The organism is Dietzia massiliensis (assembly GCF_018390595.1).
Taxonomy (GTDB): Bacteria; Actinomycetota; Actinomycetes; order Mycobacteriales; family Mycobacteriaceae; genus Dietzia; species Dietzia massiliensis.
On record NZ_JAHBAV010000004.1, the window covers coordinates 1 to 21525 of the forward strand.

General features: G+C 71.1%; 15 protein-coding genes and 1 pseudogene. 6 read left to right on the top strand and 10 right to left on the bottom strand.

What is annotated here, in order from left to right:
• Both KHA85_RS01860 and KHA85_RS01865 read right to left on the bottom strand, forming a co-directional pair.
• Window positions 1–640 (bottom strand): annotated as a pseudogene (locus KHA85_RS01860) (MFS transporter); the annotation flags it as partial.
• Between the two features lie 86 nt (window positions 641–726).
• Window positions 727–1980, bottom strand: coding sequence for a molybdopterin molybdotransferase MoeA (locus tag KHA85_RS01865; protein WP_213184597.1), 1254 nt, complete (start codon window positions 1978–1980; stop codon window positions 727–729).
• Window positions 1981–2119: 139 nt separating this feature from the next.
• Between KHA85_RS01865 and KHA85_RS01870 the strand changes: the two genes are divergently transcribed.
• The 6 genes from KHA85_RS01870 (at window position 2120) to KHA85_RS01895 (ending at window position 9799) form a co-directional block, all read left to right on the top strand.
• The gene (locus KHA85_RS01870; protein ID WP_213184598.1) at window positions 2120–3493 is read left to right on the top strand and encodes a uracil-xanthine permease family protein; all 1374 of its coding nucleotides are present in this window, start codon (window positions 2120–2122) and stop codon (window positions 3491–3493) included.
• 54 nt (window positions 3494–3547) lie between these two features.
• Window positions 3548–4618, top strand: a complete 1071-nt coding sequence (gene moaA / locus KHA85_RS01875; RefSeq protein WP_061914252.1) for a GTP 3',8-cyclase MoaA — start codon at window positions 3548–3550, stop codon at window positions 4616–4618.
• A gap of 31 nt (window positions 4619–4649) precedes the next feature.
• A complete protein-coding gene (locus tag KHA85_RS01880) occupies window positions 4650–4931 on the top strand; it encodes a MoaD/ThiS family protein (protein ID WP_236885030.1) in 282 nt (93 codons plus the stop codon).
• Window positions 4932–4934: 3 nt separating this feature from the next.
• Window positions 4935–5741 (top strand): molybdate ABC transporter substrate-binding protein, encoded by an 807-nt coding sequence (locus KHA85_RS01885; RefSeq protein WP_213184599.1) that lies wholly within the window; start codon window positions 4935–4937, stop codon window positions 5739–5741.
• Window positions 5742–5817: 76 nt separating this feature from the next.
• Window positions 5818–8469 (top strand): multicopper oxidase domain-containing protein, encoded by a 2652-nt coding sequence (locus KHA85_RS01890; RefSeq protein WP_236885031.1) that lies wholly within the window; start codon window positions 5818–5820, stop codon window positions 8467–8469.
• 424 nt (window positions 8470–8893) lie between these two features.
• On the top strand, window positions 8894–9799 hold the full coding sequence (locus tag KHA85_RS01895; protein ID WP_213184600.1) for a VOC family protein: 906 nt from the start codon (window positions 8894–8896) through the stop codon (window positions 9797–9799).
• A gap of 6 nt (window positions 9800–9805) precedes the next feature.
• Here KHA85_RS01895 and KHA85_RS01900 read toward each other — a convergent pair whose 3' ends face one another.
• From KHA85_RS01900 to KHA85_RS01935, 8 genes are all read right to left on the bottom strand, one after another.
• Window positions 9806–10840, bottom strand: a complete 1035-nt coding sequence (locus KHA85_RS01900; RefSeq protein ID WP_063973386.1) for a tellurite resistance/C4-dicarboxylate transporter family protein — start codon at window positions 10838–10840, stop codon at window positions 9806–9808.
• A gap of 31 nt (window positions 10841–10871) precedes the next feature.
• Window positions 10872–11645, bottom strand: coding sequence for a respiratory nitrate reductase subunit gamma (narI, locus tag KHA85_RS01905; RefSeq protein ID WP_063973385.1), 774 nt, complete (start codon window positions 11643–11645; stop codon window positions 10872–10874).
• Window positions 11642–12349 carry a nitrate reductase molybdenum cofactor assembly chaperone gene (gene narJ / locus KHA85_RS01910; RefSeq protein ID WP_063973384.1) on the bottom strand — a complete coding sequence of 236 codons (708 nt, stop codon included), beginning with the start codon at window positions 12347–12349 and terminating at the stop codon, window positions 11642–11644. The genes narI and narJ overlap by 4 nt, the downstream gene beginning before the upstream one ends.
• 4 nt (window positions 12350–12353) lie before the next feature.
• Complete coding sequence (gene narH, locus KHA85_RS01915) at window positions 12354–14006, bottom strand: nitrate reductase subunit beta (protein ID WP_213184601.1); 1653 nt, start codon at window positions 14004–14006, stop codon at window positions 12354–12356.
• Entirely contained in the window at window positions 14006–17776 is a 3771-nt protein-coding gene (locus KHA85_RS01920) for a nitrate reductase subunit alpha (protein WP_213184602.1), read from the bottom strand. Before KHA85_RS01920 ends, narH begins: the two co-directional genes overlap by 1 nt.
• Window positions 17773–19095, bottom strand: a complete 1323-nt coding sequence (locus KHA85_RS01925) for an MFS transporter (protein ID WP_308936827.1) — start codon at window positions 19093–19095, stop codon at window positions 17773–17775. Before KHA85_RS01925 ends, KHA85_RS01920 begins: the two co-directional genes overlap by 4 nt.
• A 328-nt stretch (window positions 19096–19423) precedes the next feature.
• Window positions 19424–20698 (bottom strand): globin domain-containing protein, encoded by a 1275-nt coding sequence (locus tag KHA85_RS01930; protein ID WP_213184603.1) that lies wholly within the window; start codon window positions 20696–20698, stop codon window positions 19424–19426.
• Between the two features lie 132 nt (window positions 20699–20830).
• Window positions 20831–21289, bottom strand: coding sequence for an RrF2 family transcriptional regulator (locus KHA85_RS01935; protein ID WP_007627491.1), 459 nt, complete (start codon window positions 21287–21289; stop codon window positions 20831–20833).
• Between the last annotated feature and the right edge of the window lie 236 nt (window positions 21290–21525).

The following is a 21525-nucleotide window of genomic DNA, read 5'->3' on the forward strand; positions in this document are numbered from 1 at the left end:
GTCGTCGTGCTCGACGACCCGGTGCTGGACCCGGCCGACCCCGCCCGGTGGTGGCGTTGTCGTCGTCGACCCGGGGAACGTCTTCTCCGTCAATCTCGACGACCTCGCCCCTGCCGTCATCCCACACGGCCTCGCCGCGCGCGATCATGCCGGCCTCGGTGCTGAGGGTGACCTGGGGGAGGAAGAACGCGAAGAGAAGGGCGACGGCGAGGACCGGCACCACGAACCAGAGCGCGGGAGCCAACGCATCCGCATAGGAGTCCACGATCCCCTGGTTCAGCGGCTCGGGGAGGTTCGCCACGAAGGCCGGCGTGACGGCGCCCGGGTTCAACCCCGAGGCGATCGCCTGCTCCGGGTTGGCGGCCACCGTGTCGGTGAGGTTGTCGATCAGCCGACCCGTGAACAGCGAACCGAACCAGGCGGTGCCGATCGCCGCACCGATCTCGCGGAAGTAGTTGTTCGAGCTCGTGGCCACGCCCACCTCGCGCGGGTCGACCGCGTTCTGAACCGCCAGCACGATCACCTGCATGACCAGGCCCAGGCCGGCGCCGAAGAACAGCAGCATGCCCATGATCTGCCAGATCGGGGTCGAGCCTGTCATCTGGGTCATCACCGCGACCGTGGCCGTGGTCAGCGCCATGCCGACGATCGGGTAGATGCAAAAAGGCGTGCTCGGTCACGTGCCTTCTGGTCTCAGATCTGTCGCCTGCCCGCGGGCATCGGCGGCTACAGCGCCACCGCGTCGACCTCGGTCCCGGCGGCCAGCGAGGTCACGTCGGCGGGGATCTCCACCAGCACGTCAGCGCGCGCCATCGAGGCGACCAGGTGTGAGCCGGAACCGGAGACCGGCTCGACGACGGGGATGCCAGCACCGGAGTCAGGGCCGAGCGCCGCCCGCAGGAACTGGACCTTCCCTGCGGGGGAGGTGACGTCGCGCGAGAGCCGGGCCCGCACCGGTTGGACAGGCGACCGCCCCACCGCCTCGAGGATGACCGGTCGCAGCAGCACCACGAACGACACCAGCGCGCTGACCGGGTTGCCCGGCAGACACACGACCGGGGTACCGCGCCAGGTCGACAGGCCCTGGGGTCCGCCGGGCTGCATGGCGATCGGCGCGAAGCGGGCGCCCTCGCGATCGGCGAGGACCTGGCGCACCACCTCGGCGTCGCCCATCGAGACGGCGCCCGCGGTGACCACGAGGTCCGCACCACCGACAGCCGTGTCCAGTGCCGGGGTGAACTCGCCGCGGTCGTCGCCCGAGATCGTTGTGGTGGTGACCTCGCACCCGCAGGCCTTGAGGGCGGCGGCCAGGGTGATGGAGTTGGACTCCCAGATCTGCCCCGGCCCCAGCGGCCGCCCCGGCGCGACCAGCTCCGAGCCCGTGGCCACCACGCCGACCCGCGGGCGAGGCCGCACATCGAGACCCGACTCCCCGAGCGAGGCGGCCGCCGCGAGGTGGCGCGCCGCCAGCCGCACCCCGGCGTCGATCACCACGTCGCCGGCGCGGACGTCGTCCCCCGGGCGGCGGATGAACTCGCCCGGCGACCGCGGCGCCACCACCAGCACCGCAGTGGGGTCGGTGTCGCTCACCCTCGTGTCCTCGACCGGCACCACACAATCCGCACCCTCGGGCAGGGGCGCGCCGGTCATCACCTTGCAGGCCTCGTCGTCGTCGACCCCGTGACCCCGACCGTCACCGGCGTGCACCGCCCCGACCACCCGCAGCCGCGCCGGCGAGTCCGGCCCCGCCCCGGCGATGTCCACCGACCGCACCGCGTAGCCGTCCATCTGCGAGTTCACGAACAGCGGCAGATCCACCGACGCCCGCAGCGGCACCGCCAGGACCGAGTCCGCGCACGCCGCCAACGGCAGGTGCGTGCTCCGCGCCGCCCGCTCCAACACCGGCGCCAGGTGCGCGCGCAGCAGCTCGCGGTACTCGGCGGGGGACGGACGGTCGGGCCGGTCGGGCAGGGAACTCATGTCCCCACGGTAACCGCGTTGTACTGTGCCTACGGCGCGCGCGGGTGCGGCCGGACGCAGCGAGAGTGGGGAAGACGTGGGTCTCTGGTCGGTACACGGCGACGGCAGGAACATCCGACCCGGTGAGGTGGTCGCCCCCATGGAGCGGCTGAGCTGGCCGCGCACCATCGGGATCGGCGCGCAGCACGTGGTGTCGATGTTCGGCGCGACGTTCGTCTTCCCCATCATCATGGGCCTCAACCCGCAGCTGGCGATCCTCTTCTCCGGCGTGTGCACCCTGTTGTTCCTCGCCGTGGTCAAGGGGCAGGTCCCCAGCTATCTCGGCACCTCGGTGGCGTTCGTCGGCGCGGTCGCGGCGATCCGCGCGCAGGGCGGCACGAGCGCGGAGGTCACCGGCGCGATGCTGGTGGCGGGCGCGGCGCTGCTGGTCGTGGGCGTCGTCGTCCATCTCGTCGGCGGCCGCGTGGTCACGGCGGTGCTGCCGCCCGTGGTCACCGGCGCGGTCGTCATGCTGCTCGGCTTCAACCTCGCGCCGGTCGTCGCCGACACCTACTGGCCGCAGGACCAGTGGGTGGCGCTGGCGGTGATGGTCGTGCTGATCTTGATGACCGTCGGGCTCAAGGGCTTCGCGGGGCGGATCGCGATCTTCCTCGCCCTCATCTTCGGTTACGTCCTGTCCTGGGTGCTGGACCTGGCCACCGGCCCGATCACCTCCCTCGACGCCGACTCCGGCGAGGTGACGGAGCACCTGCGCGTCGACTGGTCGGGCGTGTGGGACGCGCCGTGGCTCGGCCTGCCGCCGATGACCGACGAGGCCGCCGGCGTGGTGGGCATCCACGCGCCGAGCTTCTCGCTGGCGTTCGTGCTGCTGGTGGTGCCGGGCGTCATCGCGCTCATCGCCGAGAACGCCGGGCACGTCAAGGCGATCGGGGAGATCACGCGGACCGAGACCGACGGCCTGATGGGCCGCGCCCTCGCCGCGGACGGTGCCGGGACCGTGCTGGCCACGTCGTTCGGCGGGTCGGCGACGACGACGTACGCCGAGAACATCGGTGTGATGGCCGCGACCAAGGTGTACTCGACGGCCGCGTACGTGGTGGCCGCGCTGACCGCGATCGTGCTGGGGTGTTCCCCCAAGCTGGGTGCGGTGATCTCCGCGACCCCGGGCGGTGTGCTGGGCGGCATCACGGTGGTGCTCTACGGGATGATCGGCCTGCTCGGCGCCAAGATCTGGAAGGAGAACCGGGTCGATTTCGGTAACCCGCTCAACCTGGTGCCGGTCGCGGCGGGTGTGGTGATCGCGATCGGCGACACGACCCTGCAGATCACCGACGACTTCCAGCTCGGCGGCATCGCCCTGGGTACCCTGGTGGTGGTCCTGGGTTACCACCTGGGACGGGCGATCGCGCCGCAGCTGCGCGGCCAGGCCGAGCGCGACGAGATCCACGAACTCACGCTGCTGGGGCCCACCCCGGACGTCACCGCGCTGGAACGGCGGCCGGAGGACGAGTGAGCGGGGCACGGCGCGGGCCCCTACACTCGGGGCCACCTACACCTTAGAGGGGAGGTGGCCGCCGTGACCGTCCCGGACACCCGCCGCGCACCGGGCGCGGGCCCGCACACACGCCCCGCGACGCCGCTGCTCGTCGACTCCTTCGGCCGCGTCGCCCGGGACCTGCGGGTCTCGTTGACCGAGAAGTGCTCGCTGCGCTGCACGTACTGCATGCCCGAGGAGGGGCTGCCGCCGATCCCCGACGCCGCGCGGATGACGGCCGACGAGGTGATCCGGTTGGTGGCGCTGGCGCACCGCGAGCTGGGGGTGCACGAGGTCCGCTTCACCGGGGGCGAGCCGCTCATGCGGTCCGACCTCGAGCGCATCATCGCCGGCACCCGTGAGGCCTGCCCGGACCTGCCCATCGCCATGACCTCCAACGGGGTCGGCCTCGAGCACCGCGTCGGTCGGCTCGTCGAGGCCGGGCTGGACCGCATCAACATCTCGCTGGACACGGTCGACCGCGCCGAGTTCGCCGAGCTGACCCGCCGCGACCGGCTGCCCTCGGTCCTGCGCGGCGTGCGGGCCGCCGTCGAGGCAGGGCTGGATCCGGTCAAGGTCAACGCGGTGCCGCTGCGCGCGACCCTGCACGGCGCGCCCGACCTGCTGGAGTGGGCGCTCGCCGAGGGCGTGCAGCTGCGGTTCATCGAGGAGATGCCCCTCGACGCCGAGGCCACCTGGTCACGCGCGGAGATGGTCACCGCCGCCGACGTGCTGGACTCCCTGCGGACCCGGTTCGAGCTGGTCCCCGCGGGGCGCGAGGACCCGTCCGCGCCGGCCGAGCTGTGGCGGGTCGCCGGCCACACGGTCGGGGGCGCGCCCGCTACGGTCGGGGTGATCGCGACCGTGACCCGCAACTTCTGCGCGGCCTGCGACCGTACCCGGCTCACCGCCGAGGGAACGGTGCGGTCGTGCCTGTTCAGTGACGACGAGACCGACGTGCTCGGCGTGCTGCGCTCGGGCGCCCCGGACTCCGAGGTCGCGGAGATCTGGCGGGGCGCGATGTGGGGCAAGCAGGCCGGGCACGGGATCGGCGGTACTGCCTTCCACAGGCCGCGGCGGTCGATGGGAGCTATTGGTGGTTGACGTGTCAGTGTCGAGCGATAGAGTTGATGATGTGAGCAGCACACCGGATGTGGGACGAGCGCCGCGGGTGATCACCGTGGGCTACTACGCCGCGGCGGAGGACGCCGCCGGTACCGCCCGCGAACGACTGCACACCCACGCCACCACCGTCGGGGAGCTGGCGCGGGAGGTGTGCGAGCGGCACGGTGAGCCGCTCGCCAGCATCGTCACGGTGTCCTCCTTCCTGGTGGGCGACGAGACCACCCGGGATCCGAAGACCCCGATCGACGGCGTCTCCGCCATCGATGTACTGCCCCCGTTCGCCGGCGGCTGAGCGATGAACCGGAGCCGGGGGGTCGGTGTGCTGACGGTCGCCCTGGCGTGCACGGTGGTCGGTGCCTGCGCTCCGGAGGATCCCGAGGACGAGACCATGACCATCGGTATCGCGGCCGCCCCGTCGTTGTCCGCGGCGTTCACGGAGATGATCGACATCCTCGAGGACGAGCATCCCGGGGTCACCGTCAGCCTCGAGCTGGGCCGGTCGGACACGATCGCCGCCGGGCTGCCGGGGCGTGACGACATCAACATCTTCGCCTCCGCGAGCGAGGACGCCATGCAGCAGGTGGTGGACGCCGGCGTGGCCGTCGATCCCCGCGTCTTCGCCCGCAACCACGTCGTGGTGGCCGTGCCGTCCGGGAACCCGCGCCGGATCACCGGGCTACGCGACCTCGAACGCCCGGACCTGCGGGTCGGCCTGTGCGCGATGGACGTGCCGTGCGGGAAGGCCGCGGAGACGCTGCTGTCCGCGGCGGGCGTAGAGCCGCCGGGGGTCGAGCGGGACTCGGGTTCGCGCGCCCTCACCGCGCGCCTGGCCGACAACGACATCGACGTGGGCATCGTCTACCGGACCGACGTCGCCGCCTCGCACGGCTGGGTCGCGCAGGCCGAGGTCGACCAGCGGGACCACGAGCTCGCCCAGGCGGCGGGGACCACGCGGTACTCGGTGGCCAGGGTCGTGCGCGGCGAGGAGGGGGCCGACCCGGAGGGGGAGCGCGCGGCGACGGACGACTTCCTGGAGTTGGTCGTCTCCGATCGGGGCCGGCGCGCCCTCGAGAACTCCGGACTGGACCCGCTGCCGCAGTGAGCGCGGAAAATCCCCCCGTCGGCCGCGGAAAATCCCCACGTCGGGAGGGTATTTGGCCGGGCCTAGACTCGGCGGTATGAGTACTTCCGCGCCCCGCTCCCCGTCCCGGCGGACGGGGTCGTGGCACCGGCGGGCGACCCGGCCGGTGCAGCTGTGGATGATCGCGCTGGTGGTGCTGGGCGTGGTGCACCGGTGGGTGCCGGCGTCCACGTGGACGATCATCCACGTCTTCACGCTGGGCCTGCTCACCAACTCGATCCTCGTCTGGGGCCAGCACTTCACCGAGACGCTGCTGCACCAGCGGCCCGCGGAGGAGTCGAGGGCGGTCCAGGTGCGCAGGATCATGGTCCTCAACGCGGGGATCGTGGCGTTGGTCGCGGGGATGATCGGGGCGTGGCCGATCGCGATCGTCGCCGGCGCGACGGTCGTCGGCGGAGCGGTCGCCTGGTACGTGGTGGATCTCGTCCGGCAGATCCGCGCGGCCGCTCCCACCCGGTTCCGGCCGATCGTGCGGTATTACGCGGTGGCGGCGGCGTTCCTGCCGGCCGGGGCGGTGGCGGGCGCGGTCATGGGGGTCGGCGTCGGCGAGGAGTGGGGCGTGCGCCTGCGGGCGTTCCATCTCGCCGTCAACGTCCTGGGATTCGTCGGCATCACGGTCCTCACCACGCTGGTCACCTTCTGGGCCACGGTCCTGCGCACCCCGATGGCGCCGGGCCAGGACGCCGCTGCGACCCGCTCCCTGGCCGTCATGGCGGCGGCCGTCGTCGCGGCGGCGGGAGCCTCGCTCGCGGGGGCGGAGCCGGTGATCGCCGGGGCGCTGGGCGGGTACCTGCTGGCCGTGCTGTGGCACCTGGTGTACCTGGTCCGCGCCGCACGCAGCGCGCCGCCGCGGGAGTTCGCCTCGATGAGCATCGCCTGCGGGCTGGTGTGGCTGCCGATCGCGCTGGGATGGGCCACGTGGCTCGTCGCCACCGGCCGGATGACCGACCTGGGCGACGTGACCGCCCCGCTGCTCGCCGGCGCCGCCGCCCAGATCCTGTTCGGCGCCATGAGCTTCCTCATGCCCACCGTGATGCGCGGGGGGCCGGCGGCCGTGCGCGCGGGGATGGTCGAGATGAACCGCCTCGCGGCGTTCCGCCTGGTCCTGGTCAACGTCGGGCTGATCGTCTTCCTCGCGCCCGGCGGGACCAGCTGGACGCGGGTCGTCGGCTCGCTGCTGGCGTTCGTGGGGTTCGTGCTGTTCCTGCCGGTGATGATCCGCGCCGTCCGCGCTCAGCTGCGGGTGATCCGCGCGGCCGCAGCGGCGCGGGAGGCCGGGGAGAAGCCCGCCCGGGTCACGGCGGACACGGCCCGCGCGGAGATCGCCCCCGGTCGGCGGCGGAACCTCGTCGGTGCGCTGGCGGCGCTGCTGGTGGCGGCCCTGGCGACGGGGACCGCCCTCGTCGTCGACCCGTCCTCTCCGCTGCGCCGCACCGACGGGTCGGCCGTGGTCACCCCGACCGGCAACACCACGACCGTCGAGGTGGTCGCGGTGGGGATGAGGTTCGAGCCGAGCACCGTGACCGTCCCCGTCGGTGACCGGTTGGTGATCGAATTGAGGAACGACGACGAGACGACGGTTCACGACCTGTACCTGGCCAACGGGGTCGGGACCGGCAGAGTGGAGCCGGGTGAGACGGCGCGGGTGGACGTCGGCGTGGTGGGCCGCCCGGTCGAGGGCTGGTGCACGATCGCCGGGCACAAGGCGATGGGCATGACCTTCGATGTGCGGGTCGAGGGGGGCGATCCCGCCGGCGGCGGGTCCGGCGGTGGTGTCGGTGGTGCGGCGTCCCCGACCGACGCGATCGACGTCCTCTCCCCGCCATCGGACGATGTCGTGACCCGTGACCCCGTCCTCCCGCCCGCGCCGCCGGGCCGTGAGCACCGGATCACCCTCACGGTCGAGGAGACCACCGACGAGCTGGCGCCCGGGGTGGTGCGGCCGGTGTGGACCTACAACGGTGGTGTGCCCGCGCCGACCCTGCGGGGCCGGGTCGGGGACACGTTCGTCGTGACCTTCCGCAACGAGGGGACGATCGGCCACTCGATCGACTTCCACGCCGGTGACGTGAGCCCCGACGAGGTCATGCGCACGATCCCGCCCGGCGAGGAGTTGGAATACCGGTTCACCGTGAAGCGGGCGGGCGCGTGGCTGTACCACTGCGCCACCGCGCCGATGAGCGGGCACGTCGCGGCGGGGATGTTCGGGGCGCTCATCGTGGACCCGCCGGAGCTGCCGGAGGTGGACCGCGAGTACGTCCTGGTGCAGTCGGAGGCGTATCTCGGCGGCGACGACGAGCCGTTCGACATAGACAAGATCGCCGCCCGCCGGCCCGACCTGGTGATGTTCAACGGCCACGCCACGCAGTACCGGCGCGACCCGCTCACCGCGCGGGTGGGCGAGACCGTCCGGATCTGGGTGGTCGCGGCCGGCCCGAGCGACGGCACGAGTTTCCACGTGGTGGGTGGGCAGTTCGACACCGTGTACAAGGAGGGTGCGTACCGGCTCCGCGACGGACGCGACGCGTTCGGCGGGAGTGGCGGCGGGGCGCAGGCGCTGGACCTGGCGCCGTCGCAGGGAGGGTTCGTCGAGATGACGCCGGCCGAGCCCGGTCGCTACGTCTTCGTGGACCACGCGTTCGCTGACGCGGAGAAGGGCGCAACGGGCTTCCTCGACGTGAGCGGCTGACCGCCCCGCCACCCGCCACCCGCCGACGGCGGCATCGGGCGAGCGCTGGCGGCGGCAGTGACGGGCGCTGGCGGCGGCACCGGGCAGAGAGTCAGCGCATCCGGCCTCGATTGCGCTGCCTCTTCGGCCTGTGCTGCGTGTCTGCACGTTTGGGCGAGGGTTGTGCTGGTGGATCGGTCCAATCGGCCAGCATAAGCCGGAGAGGCAGCGCATCTTGGCGGGCTTGTGATGCCGGAATGCTCGTCCCGGCGGGAATGCCTCCGCTGGTCGGGCCGGCGCCTCCGCCTGATCCCGCGCCCGATCTCGCGCCCGGCCGGGGGCGATTGACGCGTCACGGAATAGACGAGGGGCCGCACCGGTTGGTATAGATGACACATCAAATAGCATCGACCGACTGATCGACCCGACGAACCAGGAGCGTGCCATGCCCGTCTACGTCCAGAACCCCGACCCCCGCAGCCTCGTCGAGCGGCCCGCCGACGACCTCCTCGCGCCGGACACCCGCATGGGAGCCGTCGAGCTGCTGGTCCGCGACCTGGACGCGATGATCGGTTTCTACTCCGAGGGTGTGAGCCTGGAGGTGCTGGAGCAGTCCGGCGAGACCGCGGTGCTCGGCCGCGCCGGAAGCCCGCTCGTGCGGATGCGCCGGATGCCCGACCTGCCGCCGCGGAGGTTCGGTGAGGCCGGTCTGTTCCACACGGCCGTGCTGTTCGACGACGAGTCGTCGCTGGCCGCTGCCGTCGCCTCGGTCGCCCGGTACGCGCCCCGGTCGTTCACCGGCAGCTCGGACCACCTGTACAGCCAGGCGTTCTACTTCGACGACCCCGAGGGCAACGGCGTCGAACTGTACGCCGACCGCCCCCGCGAGACCTGGGCCACCGAGCCGCACGGTCTGCTCAAGGTGGCCACCAACCCGCTGGATCCCAACGCCTTCCTGCGAACCCACCTGTCCGAGGCGTCCGCGACCCCGCCGGGCGCGACCCTCGGCCACGTCCACCTGCAGGTCGGCGACATCGCTGTGGCGCGGGACTTCTACGTGGACGCCCTCGGATTCGAAGTGATGAGCGATGTCGGCTCGGCCCTGTTCATCGCCGCCGGCGGGTATCACCACCACATCGCCGTCAACACGTGGGGCACCGCCGGGGCGGGCCCGCGCGCGGCCGCCCTCGGGCTGGGGCAGGTCAACATCGAGCTGCCGACCGCCGACGACGTCGACGCGCTCCAGCAGCGCCTCACCGACCACGGGTTCCGAGCCCGCCACGACGGCGGCGTCCTCCGGGTCGACGACCCGTGGGGCACGCTCATCCAGGTCGGCGTCGGGACTGACTGATCCCTCTCAGGTGGATGCCGTCGCCACCTGCGGGAGTCGGGACCGGACCATCCCGACGACCGCGATGAGCCATGCCGCGACCGCCACCCACATCCACGCCTCGCCGATCCAGGCGACGATGGGCAGGTCGTCAGCGCGGCCCAGGTACATTCCCGCGACGGCATACATGCCGAGCGGGAAGACGATCGACCACCAGGTGGGTTCGAAGTGGAAGGGCACCTGCCGGACCTTATGGCGCCACACCCCCACCGCGACCAGCACCGGGATGAGCCAGGTGGCGAAGCACCAGAACACCACCACGAGGCCGGCGACCAGGCCCCGCACCGCGTCGACCATCGGAGCGCTGGCCATCTCCACGATCCGTGCACCGGCGACCACGGTGATCGCCACCGCTCCCATGGAGACCCAGTACGGGGGATCGAGCTCCGTGGGGTCCAGCGGGTAGAGCATGAGGCGGAGGGAGACGAACACCGCGCTCGCCACGTAGAGCACCACACCGACCGACCACGATGTCACGGCCACTATGGCGAGCGCGTCGCGAGCGGACTCGACCCGGGGCTCCAGAGTCGCCGCCGCGACGGCCACGGACTGACTGGCGACCACCCAGATGAACCAGGTGCCGTTGGCCTCGGCGACCACCGGCCGTTCGTCCCGGGAGAGGACCGCGACCCACGGGACCGTGTAGCCGAGGATGATCCAGGCGACCGCCGCGACGCACAAGAGCGCGGCGGGCACGGCGAGCAGGCCATGGCCGGCGAGCGCCACCGCGAGGACGTTGGTCCCCGCCACGAATGTGAAGAACAGGAATGCCTTGCGGGAGTCGTGGAGATCGGAGACGACCTCGGTCCGGTAGGCGATCAGCCGCCACAGGGTGAGGAGCACGAGGACCGCGTACTCGACCGCAGTGAGAACGGTGAGGAGAACCGACAACGTCTGCCAGCCCCGCTGACCGGCGCCCACGGCCACGATCCCGGTCGCCATGACCATGGCGAAGTACCCCGGGGACAGTCGTGCGGGTGTCGGGAGGGTGTGAGGCCGCATGTGGGTGTCGGGACGCCGGTCGTGTACGCGGCTACCGTTTGGTGCCGACGGTCCGGCTGACGTCGGCCACGTCCTCGCGGCTCCAACCGCGGCGGTAGTGCCGGTTGCCGAACTGGTCGGTGGGCCGCGAGCGGTAGACGACGTACGGGCGCCACAGATACCCGACGGGCGCGGAGAACACGTGGACGAGCCGGGTGAACGGCCAGATCGCGAACAGCAGGAACGCGACGATCGCGTGGGCCTTGAAGCTGAACGGCGCATCCGCCATCAGGGCGGGGTCCGGCTGGAACCAGAAGATGCCGCGGAACCACACGGACAGGTCCTCGCGGTAGTCGTAGTGGCTGAGGATGTTGCCGACGACGGTGTTGGCCATGCCGAGGAAGATCGTCAGCGCGAGGAAGACGTACATCACCTTGTCGTTGAGCGTCGTCGCCGAGAAGACCGGCCCGACGGTCCGGCGGCGGTAGATGAGGATCGCCAGGCCCACGACCGTGCAGAAGCCGGCGATCGCGCCGGTGATCACCGCGATCCAGTGATACATCTCGTTGGTGATGCCCACGGCCTCGGTCCACGACTTGGGGATCACCAGGCCGATGATGTGGCCGCCCACCACGAAGAGGATGCCGAAGTGGAACAGCGGACTACCCCAGCGCAGCAGGCGGGACTCGTAGAGCTGCGAGGACCGGGTGGTCCAGCCGAACTTGTCATACCGGTACCGCCACCAGTGGCCCACGACGAAGATCGCCAGACACACATACGGCAGGACGATCCACAGGAACACGTCGATCCAGGTCACATCGGTCATGGGTGGGCCCCGCTCTCCAGGTAGGACGATGAGGTGAACGCCTCCAGGCCGACGTCCTCGTCGGGCGGGCCCTGAGCGATGAGCTTGCGGACCGCCTCGTGACCCTCGCCGTCGATCGGCGGGAGGGTGGCGGTGACGGCCGAGACGACCCCTGCCCACTCCGACCGGCGATCGGTGAGCGCGATGCGCAGCGTCTCGAGCCCCGGCCGGTGGTTGACGAGCAGGCCGCGACAGCGGTCGAGGTCGTGCTGGGCGCCGAATTCCAGGACGACGCCCAGATGGTCGGGCAGCTCCCGGGCCGACATCACGGCGCCGGCGAGCTTGTAGGCGGTGACGAAGGCGAGCAGGGCGGAGCCACGCTTGCGGGTGTCGCCGTGCTGGTAGTACGTCAGGTATAGGCAGCAGCGCCGGCGCATGTCGAAGGTCTCGACGTACTCGGTCTGCAGGTCGGTCAGCGGTTCGCTCTCGAGCCTGTCGAGCAGCGGGAGCAGGGACCGAGCCGGACCGCCGAGCTCGTCGACCAGCGCTCGCATGGTGGGCACCTGCTCGACGAGCTCGGTCGTCGGGTAGTCCAGCAGCAGCGAGGCCGCCTGGTAGATGGCGCGGTCGGTGGGCGCGCCGCGGCCCACGACGGGCGTGCGGCCCGGTCGTACGGCCTGGCGGACGCGGGCGAACAGGTCGCCGGTAAAGAAGTCTGCGGCCACCGGTCTACCTCTTCCCCGGGAACAGGCCGCCCGCACGCCCGTTGCCGTCCCAGTTGAGCAGGTTGATCCGCCGGTCCTTGCCCTCCGGGGAGGCGGGGGTGTCGGCGGTCTGCCGGTCCCGTAGGGCGTGGAAGTTCTCCACGGCGATCGGCACGTTGTGGTCGCCCGAGCCCTCGCCGAACGGGCCGGACCCGCCCATGCCGGGGCCGCCGTCGAAGTCGAGGCTGCACTCGGTGACGAGCTCCTCGAGGTCGTGGGCCTGCTCCTGGTGCGCGGTGGGGATGACGTACCGCTCCTCGTAGTGCGCCAGGGCGAGGAGACGGTACATCTCGTACATCTCCTCCTCCGTCATGCCGACGGCCTCGCAGAGCTCGCCCCGCGGCTCGCGCCCGAGGTTGATGTCGCGCATGTAGGTGCGCATGGCGGCCAGCCGGTTGAGCACGCCCTGCACCACGTCCACGTCGCCGGCGCTGAACAGCTCGGCGAGGTACTCCAGCGGGATGCGGAGCCGGTCGATGGCGGAGAACAGGATGTCCGGGTCCTCGCCGTCGCCACCGTCGGCGGCGATCCGGTCGATCACCGGGGACAGGGGCGGGATGTACCAGACCATCGGCATGGTCCGGTACTCCGGATGCAGCGGCAGGGCCACCTCGTAGTCGTGGATCAGCCGGCGGATCGGTGAGCGGCGGGCGGCGTCCAGCCAGTCCTCGGGGATGCCCTCGGCCCGCGCGGCGGCGATCACCTCGGGGTCGTCGGGATCGAGGAAACACGCGCGCTGGGCGGCGAGCAGGTCCTTCTCGTCCGGGGTGGACGCGGCCTCGGCCACCTTGTCGGCGTCATAGAGCACCAGGCCGATGTAGCGCAGCCGGCCGACGCACGTCTCCGAACACACCGTGGGGATGCCCACCTCGATGCGGGGGAAGCAGAACGTACATTTCTCGGCCTTGCCCGTGCGGTGGTTGAAGTACACCTTCTTGTACGGGCAGCCGGTGATGCACTGGCGCCAGCCGCGGCACTTGTCCTGGTCCACCAGCACCACGCCGTCCTCGACGCGCTTGTAGATCGCGCCGGAGGGGCACGATGCCGCGCACGACGGGTTGAGGCAGTGCTCGCAGATCCGCGGCAGGTAGAACATGAACGTCTGCTCGAACTCGGCCTTGACCTCGGCGCCGACCTTCTTGACGATCGGGTCGTTCGCCAGGTGCTCGGGCGAGCCGCCCAGGTTGTCGTCCCAGTTGGCCGACCAGGAGATCTTCATGGGCTCGCCGCTGATGAGCGAGTACGGGCGCGCGACCGGGGTGTGCTGCTGCAGCGGCGCGGAGACCAGCGTGTCGTAGTCGTAGGTCCACGGCTCGTAGTAGTCGTCGATCGACGGCATGGTGGGGCTGGAGAAGATCTGCATGAGCTTCTTGGCCCGCCCGCCGGCCTTGAGCCGCAGGCGCCCCCTCCGGTCCAGTTCCCAGCCGCCCTTCCAGCGCTCCTGGTCCTCGTAGGTGCGCGGGTAGCCGAGCCCGGGCCGGGTCTCGACGTTGTTCCACCACACGTACTCGGTGCCGGCGCGGTTGGTCCACGCCTGCTTGCACGTCACCGAGCAGGTGTGGCATCCGATGCACTTGTCGAGGTTCATCACCATCGCCATCTGTGCCATGACCCGCATCAGTACTGCACCTCCTGGGAGCGACGGCGGATGACCGTCACCTCGTCGCGCTGGTTACCCGTGGGACCGATGTAGTTCCACGCGTAGCTGAAGTGGGCGTACCCGCCGATCAGGTGACTGGGTTTGACCATGATCCGGGTCGCCGAGTTGTGGATACCGCCGCGCTTGCCATCGGTCTCGGACAGCGGGACGTCGATCGTGCGGTCCTGGGCGTGGTGCATGTACACGGTGCCCGCCGGCATGCGGTGCGAGACCACGGCGCGCGCCACGATCACGCCGTTGCGGTTGACCGCCTCGATCCAGTCGTTGTCCTTGACCCCGATGAGCGCGGCGTCGGCGTCGCTCATCCACACCATCGGTCCGCCGCGGCCGAGGCTGAGCATGAGCAGGTTGTCCTGGTACTCCGAGTGGATCGACCACTTGTTGTGCGGGGTCAGGTACCGGACGGTGAGTTCGGCGCCGCCGTCGTGGCCGAGCCTGGGCTCGCCGTACAGCTCATGCATGTTGAGCGGCGGCCGGTACACGGGCAGCTGCTCGCCCATCTCGGCCATCCAGTCGTGGTCCATGAAGAACTGCATCCGCCCGGTGAGCGTGTGCCACGGCTTGAGCCGCTCGGTGTTGATGACGAACGCGCTGTAGCGGCGCCCGCCGTGCTCGGACCCCGACCACTCGGGCGAGGTGATGACCGGCTGCGGCCGCGACTGGGTGTCGGAGAAGGTGATGCGTTTGCCCTCCTCGCCGCGGGAGAGGTCGGCGAGCTCGCGGCCCGTGCGCTCCTCGAGCTGCTCGAAGCCCTGGGTGGCCAGGCGGCCGTTGGTGGTGCCGGACAGGGACAGGATGGCCTCGCACATCCGGATGTCGGTGTCGAGCCGCGGGCGGCCCTTGCCGACGCCCGTGCGCGTCTCGCCGTTGTGCCGCAGCAACGCCGCGATCTCCTCGGTGGGCTTGAGGTTGAGGCCCTTGACCGGCATGCCGGCGGACTCGGCGAGCGGGCCGAGGGAGCCGAACTTCTCGCCGATCAGCCGGTAGTCGCGCTCTACCGTGGCGATCTTGGGGAAGTTCTTCCCCGGCACCGGCTCACACGAGCCGTCCTTCCAGTCGGTTACCCTGCCGCCCGGGTTGGCGATCGCGTCCGGGGTGTCGTGGCCGAGCGGCACCGCCACCACGTCGGTCCGCGCGTCGAGGTGGCCGTGGCTGAGCTCGGAGACCTTTTCGGCGAGCATCTTGAACGTGTCGAAGTCGCTGCGGGTCTCCCAGGGCGGGTTGATCGCGGCGTTGAACGAGTGCACGAACGGGTGCATGTCGGTCGACGACAGGTCGTGCTTCTCGTACCACGTGGCCGCCGGCAGCACGAGGTCGGAGAACAGCGTGGTGGACGTCATCCGGAAGTCCAGCGTCATGAGCAGGTCGAGCTTGCCGTCCGGGGTGGCGTCGCCCTCCTCGCGCCACACCACGTCGCGGCCGCGGTGGCCCTCCGGCGCCTGATCGGCGCGCAGGGAGCTGTCGGTGCCCAGGAGGTGCTTGAGGAAGTACTCGTCGCCCTTGGCGGAGGACCCGATGAGGTTGGACCGCCACACGGTGAGGATCCTGGGCGCGTTGCCGGGGCCGTCGGGGTCCTCGGCCGCGAACCGCATGTCGCCGGCCTTGATGCGGTCCACCACGTACTCGCCGGCGGGGACGCCCGCCGCGGCGGCCTCGTCGCCCAGGTCGAGCGGGTTGCGGGAGAAGGTCGGGTACGAGGGCATCCAGCCCAGCCGCGCGGACATGGCCACCAGGTCCGGGGTGCTCATGCCGTCGAAGCGGCCGTCGCCGGTCGGGGAGGTGAGCACGTCGGCCGCGTACGCGTCGTACTTCCACTGCCCGGTGTGCAGGTAGAAGAAGGCCGTGGAGATCATCTGGCGCGGCGGGCGCGACCAGTCCAGAGCGTTCGCGACCTGCTGGAACCCGGTGAGCGGGCGGACCTTCTCCTGGCCTACGTAGTGTGCCCAGCCGCCGCCGTTGACGCCCTGGCAGCCGGTGAGGATGGTCAGGGACAGGAAGGCCCGGTAGATGAGGTCGGAGTGGAACCAGTGGTTGGTGCCCGCGCCCATGAGGATCATCGAGCGGCCGCCCGAGTCCAGCGCGTTCTGGGCGAACTCGCGGCCGAAGCGCTCGGCCTGGGCGGCGGGTACGCCGGTGTGCTCCTCCTGCCACGCCGGGGTGTACGGGGCGGGGTCGTCGTATCCGGTCGGCCAGTCACCGGGCAGGCCGTCCCGGGCCACGCCGAACTGCGCCATCATGAGGTCGAACACGGTCGTGACGATGACCTCGTCGTCGTCGTCCAGCACAACGGTGCGGACCGGCACGCCGCGCGTGACGGTGTCGGCCTCCCCGCGCGGCGTGTCGAAGCGCGGCAGGACGATCTCGGCGGTGTCCCCGCCGCTCCCGTGCAGGCTCAGCACCGGGTCGATCTCGCCCAGGTCGAGGTTCCAGCGGCCCTTGCCCTGCTCGCCGAACCGGTCGCCGAGCGTGCCGTTGGGCACCACCACGCGGTCGGTGACGGCGTCGAGCATCACGGTCTTGCTGGCGGCGTTCTCGCCCGGATCCACGTCGAGGCGCACGGCGTCGGCGGTGAGGAACTTGTCCGGCACCACGGTGCCGTCCGCGCGGGTGCGCAGGGTGACGAGGAACGGCAGGTCGGTGTAGGTCTTGGCGTACGAGGTGAACTCGGGGGTGTCTCGACGGGCGTAGAACTCGGTGAGCACCACGTGGACCATCGACATCGCCAGCGCGCCGTCCGTCCCGGGGTGCGGGTGGATCCACTCGTCGGCGAACTTGGTGTTGTCCGCGTAGTCGGGGGAGACCACCACGACCTTCTGGCCCTTGTAGCGGGCCTCGGCCATGAAGTGCGCGTCCGGCGTGCGGGTGACGGGGACGTTGGAGCCCCACATCACCAGGTAGGTCGAGTTGAACCAGTCGGCGGACTCCGGCACGTCGGTCTGGTCGCCGAACACCTGCGGCGAGGCCACGGGCAGGTCGGCGTACCAGTCGTAGAAGGAGAGCATGGAGCCGCCGAAGAGCTGCATGAAGCGGGCACCGGCGCCGAACGAGGCCATGGACATGGCGGGGATCGGGGAGAACCCGGCGACGCGGTCGGGGCCCACGGTCTTGGCGGTGTACACGTGCGCGGCGGCCGCCATCTCCAGGGCGTCCTCCCAGCGGCAACGGACGAGCCCGCCCTTGCCGCGCGCGGCCTTGTAGTGGGCGCTCAGGACCGGGTCCTCGACGATCGATGCCCACGCGTCCACCGGGTCGGAGTGCACGGCCCGGGCGGTGCGCCACATCTGCATGAGCACGCCGCGCACGTACGGGTAGCGCACGCGGGTGGGGGAGTAGGTGTACCAGGAGAAGGCCGCGCCGCGCGGGCAGCCGCGGGGCTCGTAGGCCGGCAGGTCGTCACCGATGTCCGGGTAGTCCGTCTGCTGGGCCTCCCACGTGATGATGCCCTCCTTGACGTACACCTTCCACGAGCAGGAACCCGTGCAGTTGACGCCGTGGGTGGAGCGGACCACCTTGTCGTGGCTCCAGCGGTCGCGGTAGAACACGTCGGCGTCGCGGCCGCCGGTGTGGGTGACCGTGCGGAGGTCCTCCGAGGCCTCGCCGCGCCGGAAGAACCGCCCGGTGCGGAGGATGGCGTCGGTGACGGGGCCGTCGAGCCGCCCGGAACCGGTGGGAGCGTTCCCGCCGTCCGAGGGTGACGACGACGAGCTGGGCGAGTCGACGCTGGTCATGCCGACGTCCTTTCAGTCGCGGGGGAGGCGCTACGGCCGGAGCGGAGGAACCACAGCCACGTGAGCACCGCGGTGGCCGCGGAGAGCACGAACAGCAGGAGCAGACCGATGCGGTAGTTGCCGTGGGCGGTCCAGAAGTAGCCGAGGAGCAGGGGTGGGACGAAGCCGCCCAGACCGCCGACCGCGCCGACGATGCCGGTCACCGACCCGACGGCCGACGGCTCGACGAGCTCGGCCACCAGTGCGAAGACGGCACCCGAGGCGACGCCGAGGGAGGCGCCCATGAACAGGAACACGACCGTGCCGAGCGGGTAGAGGGTGCCGCCCTCCGTGTTGATGAGGGGCATGCGCTCGGTCGCGGCGGCGGCCATCAGCCCGGTGACGATGTAGCTGACGATGAGCACCCACGCGCCGGGGAACCTGTCGGCCAGCGCGCCGCCGAGGGGCCGGCAGGCCACCGCGATCACGACGAACACCGCGGTGCGCAGGGCCGCGTCCTCCATGTCCAGTTCGTAGAAGTTGTGCAGGTAGGTGGGCAGGTAGACGGAGAACGCCACGAACCCGCCGAAGCCCATCGCGTACAGCCAGGCGAGTTTGAGGGTGACCGGGCGGGCGAGCGTCCTGGCGGCCTTGACCACCCAGTTGCCCTGGGCCGGGGCCCACGCCGGCGAGTTCTTCAGCAGTGCCCGGGCGACGACCGCGTACACGGCGAGCAGGATCGCCACCAGGATGAACGGCGCCCGGTCGCCGAAGGCGTCGCGGAGCCGCAGGGTGGTGAAGGCCGCGATCGCCGTGCCGCCCATGCCGGCGCCGAAGATGCCGATGGCCGTGCCACGCCGGTGCGGCGGGAACCACGAGTTGACGGTGGGAACGCCGACGGCGAAGGAGGTGCCGCCGATCCCCAGGAAGAACCCGCCGATGAGGAGGGCGACGTAGCTGCCGTCGACGAACCCGACGAAGAGGGTGGGGATGATCGTCAACCCCGCGATCAGCGGAAACATCGTACGACCGCCCAGGCGGTCGGTGAGCGCCCCGACGGGGATGCGGCCGAGCGACCCGACCACCACGGGCAGCGCCACCACGAGCGACTGCTGGAACGAGCTGAGCCCGAGCTGGTCCTTGTAGGTCGCCCCGAGCGGGCCCATGAGCGCCCACGCCCAGAACGTGAGGAGGAAGCCCGAGAAACACAGGGCCAGAGCGATGTTCGCCTGCTTCGGGTCGGGCGTGGCCGGGGACTCGGACCGGGCGGCCGCGGGCTGTGGGGCCGCCGGCGGCGGAGACGCGGGCCCTGTCTGTGGGGAGTTCGGGCCTGAGGCCACCGGAGGTCCTTTCACGTTGATTCTCGCTGCGGCGGGTCCGCTCGGTCGTGGGCGGGCCCGAACCTGAGTGTGTGTAATCGTAGATCGCGCTATCCGCGCTTCTCGCGCCTTGGGGCACTTTGTTATCGGCTAAATACACTCCGCACTGAGTATTTAGGGTTTTTAAGGGAATTGGCGCGGAGAAAACGCCCTAAATGACCGCGGATAATGTCTCGGGATAAGGGGCGAAAAGGGAATTGACCACCAATTGGTTGATATCTCCGCTAATTCGCGGCGGTAAATCGGCCGTGGGCCCGGGCGGCGACGCACCGGACCCACGGCGGCGGGATCAGACCAGCCAGTCGTTGGGCGCGAACAGCTCGGCGTGGAGGCGGTCCTCGGGCACTCCGGCGTCGAGGAACTGCCGGCGGAGGTACTGGAGGAAGCCGGTGGAGCCGCAGAGGAAGACGTGCGCACCCTCGGGGAGGGGGACCGACGACAGGTCCATGAGGCCGCGGTGGACCGTGCCCGGGCCGGAGACGGCGTCGGTGTCGGGGGCCTGCTCGTACCACGTGTGGACCTCGGCGTCCGCGAGCATCGCGGCCTCACCGGCCACCTCGTCGGCGAGCACGTGATCGGCCCGGCTCCGGTCGGCGTGGAGGACGAGCACCCGGCGGGGGTCCTCGGTCGCCGCCAGGTGGGCGATCATGCCGAGCATGGGCGTGATGCCGATGCCCGCCGAGCAGAGGACGACCGGGGCGTCCTCCCGGTCCTCCGCGGTCCCGGCGGCGTCCAGGACGAGATCGCCGAACGGGAGGGTGACCTGGATGGTGGTGCCGACGGTCGCGTTGGCGTGCAGCCACCCGGAGACCTCGCCGGCAGGGGAGGCCTCGCCGTCCGCGTCGACGCGGCGGACGCCGATCCGCCACGTGCCGTCGCCCGGGGCGGTGGACAGCGAGTACTGGCGCAGCTGGCGGGCGCCGTCGGGCAGGACCACGCCGACCGAGGTGTACTGGCCGGGTCGGAAGTCGGGCAGCGGCTCGCCGTCCGGGCCGCCGAGGGTGAAGACGGCCACCGAGTCCGTGACGTCCTCGCGAGCCACCACGGTGGCGGTGCGAAACACGTCACCCGGCTCGACCTGCGCCTCGTCATAGAGGGCCTTCTCGAAGTCCACCAGGACGGCGGCCATGATCCAGTAGACCTCGTCCCACGCCGCTGCGACCTCCGGCGTGATCGCCTCGCCCAGGACCTCGACGATCGCGCCGAAGAGGTAGTCGTGGACCACCTGGTACTGGTCGGGCGTGATGCCCAGGCTCGCGTGCTTGTGGCCGATCCGCGAGAGCATGTCCACCGGGCTCCGGCCGTCCACCAGCAGGGTGGCGAACGTGGCGATGGACGCGGCGAGCGAGCGCTGCTGCGCGCCGAGCTTCTGGTTGCCGCGGTTGAACGTGTCGCGCAGCAGCTCCGGATTGTCGGCGAACATCGTCCGGTAGAAGACCGGCGTGATCTCGTCGATGTGGGCGCCGATCACGGGCAGGGTCTCGCGGACGACGGCGGCGTGCTCGTCGGACAGCTCGCGGGGATGCGCGAGGATCGACTCCAGGGTGGTGATCGAGGTGGTCACGGGTACTCCTTCTGCGAGAGCGCCGGGACAGCGACGGACGTGTCGGGGCGCGACGGGGCCGTCCGAGCCCCAGGTGGGTCGGACTGCGTGTGGGTGGAGGGCGAGGGTCGGCGGGTGTCACCGACCGGGCGGTCAGGGTCCCGGGCCGGTCCGGGGGCGGGCGCCGAGGCTGAGCGACACCTGGCGGGTGGGCGTGCGGACGATCCCGTCGACCGTCAGCGGGTCGAGGGTGGCGAAGAACGCCTCGCGGGCGTCCACCAGCGCGCGTCGGAGCCCGCAGTTGCCCGCGAGCGGGCAGGGCGTCGGGCCCTCACACTGGACAACCTCGCCTGGGCCCTCCAGTCGGCGCAGCAGCCGCCCGACCGACTCGTGCCGGCCGAGTTCGGTGATGACCAGCCCGCCGCCGCGGCCGCGCCGCGACTCCGCCAGGCCCAACTCGACCAGGCGGGAGACGATCTTGGCCACGTGGCTCACAGAGGCCTCGACCGATTCGGCGATCACCGCAGCGGTCATCCGCTCCTCGCGCTCGTCGGCGACGGCGAGACGCATGAGGGCGCGGAGCGCGAGATCGGAAGACCGGGACAACTGCACAACGCCGAGCGTGCCATATTGCGACTCGCCCCGGCGCATTTGTCACGGGTGATCTCAAATACCTATTGAGCTGGGCATTTACCGTGCCGCATCACCTGCGGGAACGTCCCACGGAGAGGCCTCCCGCCGTCCGCCATCCGCTCCCGGCCCGCCAGCCGCTCCCGCCCCTGGCGTCTCGCTCCCGCAGTTGGCGTCTCGCTCTCGCCCCTGCTTCGCGCGCTCCGTGCAGCCGCTCC